Annotated in this window: 6 protein-coding genes; 2 read left to right on the plus strand and 4 right to left on the minus strand. The window is 73.5% G+C overall.

The genetic code is table 11. The annotated features are described in order from the left end of the window. The 4 genes from EF918_RS30080 to EF918_RS30095 all read right to left on the minus strand — a co-directional run. Nucleotides 1-1,784, minus strand: a 1,784-nt coding sequence (locus EF918_RS30080; protein WP_125652091.1) for an amino acid adenylation domain-containing protein, incomplete at its 3' end; no start/stop codon positions are given. Then, nucleotides 1,774-2,742, minus strand: a complete 969-nt coding sequence (locus EF918_RS30085; RefSeq protein ID WP_125652092.1) for an EamA family transporter — start codon at nt 2,740-2,742, stop codon at nt 1,774-1,776. The genes EF918_RS30080 and EF918_RS30085, both read right to left, overlap by 11 nt. Further along, entirely contained in the window at nt 2,739-3,410 is a 672-nt protein-coding gene (gene upp / locus EF918_RS30090) for a uracil phosphoribosyltransferase (protein ID WP_125652093.1), read from the minus strand. The genes EF918_RS30085 and upp overlap by 4 nt, the downstream gene beginning before the upstream one ends. 299 nt (nt 3,411-3,709) lie before the next feature. Continuing rightward, a complete protein-coding gene (locus EF918_RS30095; RefSeq protein ID WP_125652096.1) occupies nt 3,710-4,147 on the minus strand; it encodes a hypothetical protein in 438 nt (145 codons plus the stop codon). Nucleotides 4,148-4,731: 584 nt separating this feature from the next. Here EF918_RS30095 and hemL point away from each other — a divergent pair. Next, a complete protein-coding gene (gene hemL / locus EF918_RS30100) occupies nt 4,732-6,063 on the plus strand; it encodes a glutamate-1-semialdehyde 2,1-aminomutase (RefSeq protein ID WP_125652094.1) in 1,332 nt (443 codons plus the stop codon). Further along, the gene (locus tag EF918_RS30105; protein WP_125652095.1) at nt 6,060-6,740 is read left to right on the plus strand and encodes a histidine phosphatase family protein; all 681 of its coding nucleotides are present in this window, start codon (nt 6,060-6,062) and stop codon (nt 6,738-6,740) included. The genes hemL and EF918_RS30105 overlap by 4 nt, the downstream gene beginning before the upstream one ends. Nucleotides 6,741-7,053: the final 313 nt, after the last annotated feature.

A 7,053-nucleotide genomic window follows, 5' to 3' on the forward strand; every position in this document is an offset into this window, starting at 1 on the left:
CCCGTACGCCGTCCGCCCGCCAGCAGCGCGAGACCTTCGCCCGCAAGACGTACCGCTTCTACGAGGTCGGCGCGGGTGACCTTGCCGCCCTCGTAGAAGCGGTACGTCTTGCGGGCGAAGGTCTCGCGCTGCTGGCGGGCGGACGGCGTACGGGCGGGCAGGTCGAGGACGGGGCGGCCGGCCAGCTCGTGCGGCTCGCGCAGTCCCGGGTTGGACAGCTGGGCCTTGACCTGGAGCTTGCTGGCCTTGGACCGGTGGTGGGCGCCGTGACTGCCCTGGTCCATCAGGGCGGCCTGCTTGGGGTCGAGCTCGACCAGGGCGCACAGCTGCTGGAAGCCGGTGCGGGCGTCGTCGGTGACGACGGCCGCGGCACGGCGGACCCAGGCGTGCTCCTCGATGGCGGAGGTGATCTCCTCCAGCTCGACGCGGTAGCCGCGGAGCTTGACCTGGGTGTCGACGCGGCCGCAGAAGCGGATGGTGCCGTCGGTGTTCCAGGCGGCGAGGTCGCCGGTGCGGTAGAGGCGCTCGCCGGGGAGGAAGGGGGCGGTGACGAAGCGTTCGGCGGTCTGCTCGGGCAGGTCGACGTAGCCGCGGGCGAGCTGGACGCCACCGATGTACAGCTCGCCCTTCTCGCCGACGCCGACCGGGCGGAGGTCGTCGTCGAGGACGAAGCAGCGGGTCTGGTCGACGGGGTCGCCGATGGAGACGATCGCGGAACCCTCCTCGTCGGCGAGGGAGTCCAGGTCGACGTGGTGGGCGGTGGCGTTGATGGTGCACTCGGTGGGGCCGTAGAGGTTGACCAGCGCGGCGCCGGGAAGCTGCGCGGCGAAGGCGCGGGCCAGCTTCACGGTGAGGGCCTCGCCGCCGGAGAACACCCGGGTCAGGGCGGTGCAGGAGGACAGCCGCTCGGTGTCCAGGAGGGCCTGGAGCAGGGTGGGCACGCACTGCAAGGTGGTCACCTCGTGCGCGGCCATGGTGTCGATCAGCGCCTCGGGGTCCCGGTAGCTCCCGGGCGCGGCCATCACGACCCTGCCTCCCGCGGCGGGGGCCAGCAGCTCCCACTGGGCGGCGTCGAAGCTCATGGGGGTCTTCTGCAGCACGGTGGTGGCGGGGCCCAGATGGCCGCACCGCACCAGCCAGCGCAGCTGCGCCACGATGCTGTGGTGCTCGATCATCACGCCCTTGGGGCGGCCGGTCGAGCCGGAGGTGTAGATGACGTAGGCCAGGTCCTGCGGACCGCCGGGCGGTGCCGGGGCGAGGGGTGCCGGGGTGCCGTAGGGGGCCGCGTGCGGGGCGCCGTACGGGTCCTCGTGCGGGGTGGCGTACGGGTCCTCGTGCGGGGTCTCGTCCACCACCACGACCCGGGTGTCCTCCGGCAGGAGCTCGCGGAGGCGGTCGACGAGGTGGGGCTGGGTGACGACCAGGTCCAGGGCGGCGTTCCCGGCCATGTAGCGGAGCCGGTCGGCGGGGTAGTCGGGGGACAGCGGGAGGTAGGGGGCGCCGGAGGCGAGGATGCCCCAGACGGCGGTCATCAGGTCCACGGACGGGTCGGCGTACAGGCCGACCGGGGTCCCGGGCCGGGCGCCCAGGGCGCGCAGCCGGGCGCCCAGCCGCCCGGCCCCGGCGGCCAGGCCGGCGTAGGTCAGGTGGCGGCCCGTGGTGTCCTCCACGGCCACGGCGTCCGGGCGGGCCGCGGCCTGCTCGGCCAGCAGCACCGTCAGGTGCGACGGGGCGGGGGAGGCGGCGGACGGCAGGGTGGGGGCGGCAGGTGTGTCAGTCGTCATGGCCTCGGCCAAGGGTCACGGGCCCCGACGTGGCGGCGTCCAGGGGCGCTTCGGATGTCACGGACCGGTCCCGCGCGTCGCCGGAGGGACGACGGCGCGCCGGCCGGGGCTGTGCCACGAACACCGCGCCGAGCACGGCGACGGCGCCCACGACCTGGAGCGGGCTGAGCTTCTGGTCCAGGACGAGGTAGCCGAGCGCGGTGGCCGCGAGCGGCGAGATGAACCCGAGGAAGGACACCGCGAGCGCCGGCAGCCGCTCGACCCCGCGGAACCACACGGTGTAGGCGAACAACGCCCCGACCCCGCCCAGGTACGCGAACCCGGCGAGGTTCGTCCCGGTGACCCGGTCCGGCAGGCCCTCGGCGACCAGGGTGACCGGGGTCAGCACCAGCCCGCCGACGGCCAGTTGCCAGCCGGTGAAGGTGAGCAGCCCGATGCCCTCGGGGCGGCCCCACCGCTTGGTCAGGACGATCCCGCAGGCCATGCTGGCCGCGGCGAGCAGTCCGCCGGCCACGCCCGTGGCGTTGAGGCCGGCGTTCGGCTGGAGCACCAGCAGCCCCACCCCGGTCGCGCCCAGCAGACAGGCCACCACGTGGACCGGCCTGATCCGGTCCTTGAGCAGCAGCGCCGACAGCAGCAGCACGAACATCGGCTGCACCGAGCCGACCAGGGCGGCCACGCCGCCGGGCAGGTGGTAGGCGGCGAGGAAGAGGAAGAAGAAGAAGGCGCCGATGTTCAGCACGCCCAGCACCACGGCCCGGCCCCACCACGCCCCGCGCGGCAGGGCCCGGCCCAGCGCCACGAGGATCAGCCCGGCGGGCAGCGCCCGGGCGGTGGCGGCCAGCAACGGGCGGTCGGGCGGCAGGAACTCGGTGGTGACCAGGTATGTCGAGCCCCACACGGTCGGCGCGAGCGCGGTGATCAGCGTGTCGGCCGCGAGCCGGTGCCCCCCGCTCATCGCCGGGCGGCCAGAGCAGCGTCGGTGGTGCCGAAGTAGCGGTCCCCGAAGTCGCCGATCCCGGGGATCATGAACGCCCCGGGGTTCAGCCGCTCCTCGATCGAGGAGGTGATCAGCGTGACCTCGGGGTGCGCGGCCCGCACGGCCTCGATGCCTTCGGGCGCGGACAGGAAGTTGACCAGCACGATCCGCTCCTCGCGCACCCCGGCGGCGAGCAGCACCTCGATGGCGGCCTTGGCGCTGCCGCCGGTGGCGAGCATCGGCTCCAGCAGCAGGACGTGCCGCTCGGAGATGTCCTCGGGGAGGTTCCAGTAGTGCAGGTGGGGCTGCTTGGTCGTCCTGTCGCGCTGGATCAGGATCTTGCCGACGCGGATCCCGGGGATCATCTGCCGCAGCTCGTCGACCATGGAGTCGCCGGCCCGGATCACGGGTACGGCGCACAGCTTGCCGGTGAACCTCAGCCCGGGGTAGGTCTCCCCTACCGGCGTGGTCACGTCCTGCTTGTCGAACGGCAGCAGGTCCAGGGCCGATTCCAGCAGCAGCCGGACCACGCGCCGGGCGTAGTGGACGAAGTCCGTGCGGGCGGCGTCGCGGTCGCGGACGATCGTGTGCAGCGCGCGCAACTGGTTGGTCTGCGGCAGCTCGTGGACCTTGTCGGTGGTCGGCATGACACCTGCTCTGCGATCGGATCCGGCGGGCGGACGAAAACAAAACAGATCCTCGGTTATTTGCGGCCGGGCGGGAACACCGCACCCTGTTGTCACTGCCAACTGCCGTACGGCGCGGCCCGGTTGTGGTGATCGCCCGGGAGCGGGGCGAGATGCGGACCCGGATGCGCCAGGACCTGGGCGTCGACGCCCCGGAGCCCATCGGGACCGGGAACGGGACCGGGACCGGGACCGGGACCGGGAACGGGAACGGACCCGCCGCCCCGACGTGACCGGACCGCTGTCTCCGGTCGGCCCGGCTACGGCCAGACCAGGCAGTACGGCTGGTGGCCGGCCTCGTGGAGGCGCTGGGAGAAGTCCTGCCACTCGTGCAGGAGCTGGTAGACGTTGAACGCGTCGCTCGGGCCGCCGCGGTCGGGGACCGTCGACCAGATGAAGGCCGCCGCCCCGACCGACTCCTCGCCGATCTCGCGGAGCGGGTCGACCACCGTCATGGGGAGCTTGACCACCGCGTAGTCGGGGTGGAGGACCACCAGCTCCAGCGGCGGCACCTTGTGCAGCGGTATGCCCTCGATGCCGGTCAGGACCATCGCGGCCACCGTCTCCGGCTTGATCTTGGTGAACATGCCGCCCATGCCGAGCTCGTCGCCGCCGAGCTCCTCCGGGCGCATCGAGATCGGCACCCGGGCGGCCGTGGCGCCGTCCGGGGCGCCGAAGTACTTGTACGTCACCCCCATGCCCCGGCCCCCGATCGCCGCACCCTCGCCGACCGGTCCCCCGACCGACGCACCGCCGCCGAGCGCGGAGGCGCCGCCGAGCGCGGAGGAGCCCAGCGGGGAGCCCCCCAGGGAGGACCCGCTGAGAGAGGACCCGCCGACGGAGGACCCGCCGAGGGAGGGCCCGCCCAGGGAGGACCCGCCGGGCGACGCGGCGCCGGGCGCGGCGCCGCCGGGTCCCCGCCGGTCGCGGCCGCCGCCGTCCCGGCTCGGGCCGAGGTCGGTGTCGTCGTCTCGGGGCGTGTTCCAGTCACGGGCCGCGTCCGGCTCCGGGGCCGGGCCGGCGGAGCCGGCCGGGTCCGTCGCCGCGTGCCGCCGGTGCTTGCCGCGGCGGCGGGCCTCGCGGGCCTCGCGGGCGCGCTGCGGGTCCAGGCCGTCCGTGCCCTCGCCCGGTCCACCACCGCGTTGCATATCTCCACCCGACTGGTCTTGCCTGCCCCGGCCCCGCGGCCCCCGCCACGCAGCCTGATCATCATGGCAGTGACCTCCCCCGCGGCGGCGCGGTGAAACGCCCGTCCGCAGTGAAGTCGCGGCCTGGTGAGACCATGGCTCGTGTGAGCTACCCGTACCCGTATGAAGCCCCAGTTTCGCAGACGCTCTTCGAGCGCGCGTCCCTCGTGACCCCCGGCGGCGTGAACTCTCCGGTTCGCGCCTTCCGGGCCGTGGGCGGAACGCCCCGGTTCATGGTGTCCGGTACCGGTCCGTACCTGACGGACTCCGACGGCCGCGAATACGTCGACCTCGTGTGCTCCTGGGGACCGATGATCCTCGGCCACGCGCACCCCGAGGTGATCGCCGCCGTGCAGGAGGCCGTCGCCCGCGGCACCTCCTTCGGTACGCCCGGTGAGGGCGAGGTCGCGCTCGCCGAGGAGATCGTGGCCCGCATCGAGCCCGTCGAGCAGGTGCGCCTGGTGTCCTCGGGCACCGAGGCGACCATGTCGGCGATCCGGCTGGCCCGCGGCTTCACCGGGCGCGCCAAGGTCGTGAAGTTCGCCGGGTGCTACCACGGCCACGTGGACGCGCTGCTGGCCGCCGCCGGTTCCGGCCTCGCCACCTTCGCCCTGCCCGACACCCCGGGCGTCACCGGCGCCCAGGCCGGCGACACCATCGTGCTGCCGTACAACGACCTCGACGCCGTCCGTGCCGCCTTCGCCGCGCACCCCGGCGAGATCGCCTGCGTGATCACCGAGGCCGCCCCGGGCAACATGGGCGTGGTCACCCCTGGCCCCGGCTTCAACCAGGGTCTGGCCGAAATCTGCCGGTCCGAGGGCGCCCTCTACATTTCCGACGAGGTCATGACCGGCTTCCGCACCAGCCGCGCCGGCTGGTACGGCGTGGACGGGGTCGCGCCCGACCTGATGACCTTCGGCAAGGTCATGGGCGGCGGCTTCCCGGCCGCGGCGTTCGGCGGCCGTGCCGACGTGATGGCGTACCTGGCCCCGGCCGGCCCGGTCTACCAGGCGGGCACCCTCTCCGGTAACCCGATCGCGACCGCCGCGGGCCTGGCCCAGCTGCGGCTGCTCGACGACGCCGCGTACGCGACGGTGGACGCGGTCTCCGCGCAGATCCAGCAGCTGGTCACCGACGCGCTGACCAAGGAGGGCGTGGCGCACCGGCTGCAGACCGCCTCCAACATGTTCTCGGTGTTCTTCACCCCGGACGAGGTGCGCACCTACGACGACGCCAAGCGGCAGGAGTCGTTCCGCTTCACTGCGTTCTTCCACGCGATGCTGGCGAACGGCGTGTACCTGCCGCCGTCGGCCTTCGAGTCGTGGTTCGTGTCCACCGCGCACGACGAGCGTGCGGTCGAGCGGATCGCCGCCGCGCTGCCGGCCGCCGCGCGGGCCGCCGCGGAGGCCACGGAGGCCACGGCATGAGCGGGAACGAGATCACCGTCGTCCACCTCGTCCGGCACGGTGAGGTGGAGAACCCCGACGGGGTGCTCTACGGGCGCCGGCCGGGCTACCACCTGTCCGCCCTCGGGCGGCAGATGGCGGACCGGGTCGCCGAGCACCTGGAGGGGCGCGACATCACCCACGTCGTGTCCTCCCCGCTGGAGCGGGCCCAGGAGACGGCCGCGCCGATCGCCAAGAGCCACGGGCTGGACCTGGCCACGGACCCGCGGCTGCTGGAGGCGGAGAACGTCTTCGAGGGCAAGACCTTCGGCGTCGGCGACGGCGCGCTGCGCAAGCCCTCGAACTGGAAGCACCTGACGAACCCGTTCAAGCCGTCCTGGGGCGAGCCGTACGTCGAGCAGGTCGTGCGGATGATGGGCGCTCTGGACGCGGCGAAGGACGCCGCGCGGGGGCACGAGGCGGTGTGCGTCAGCCATCAGCTGCCGATCTGGATCGTGCGCAGCTTCGTCGAGAAGCGGAGGCTGTGGCACGACCCGCGGCGGCGGCAGTGCACCTTGGCCTCGCTGACGTCGTTCACGTACCAGGGGGACAGGATCGTTTCCGTGGGCTACAGCGAGCCGGCGCGCGATCTCGTACCGGCGCACCTGCTGGCGGGCGCCAAGCCGGTGAAGGGCAAGAGCAAGGCCTTCGGAGCCTAGGCCTCCCGGCGGGGGCCCGGCCCTGCGCCCCGGTCCGGCCCGGCTTCGGTGGGCCGGGGGCTCCGCCTCTTCGTGCTGCCCCGGAACGGCCCTTGTCGTCGTTCTGGGGCGGTTCTGTGACCGGGGTGGGTCATAACCGGCCAGGCGGGTGGGAAATACCCCCATGAGCGCTGAAGTCCCGCGGTGCGGAACGGTCATGGGGGGGCGAGTCGCATGGGTGTCAGTCGTAGGCGTGCTCTCGGGGTGGCTGCCCTGGCGGCGGCCGCCGCCAGGGCAGCCACCCCGAGAGCACGCCTACGACTGACACCCATGC

The sequence above is a fragment of the Streptomyces sp. WAC06614 genome, from assembly GCF_003949795.1.
In the GTDB taxonomy this organism is placed as follows: domain Bacteria; phylum Actinomycetota; class Actinomycetes; order Streptomycetales; family Streptomycetaceae; genus Streptomyces.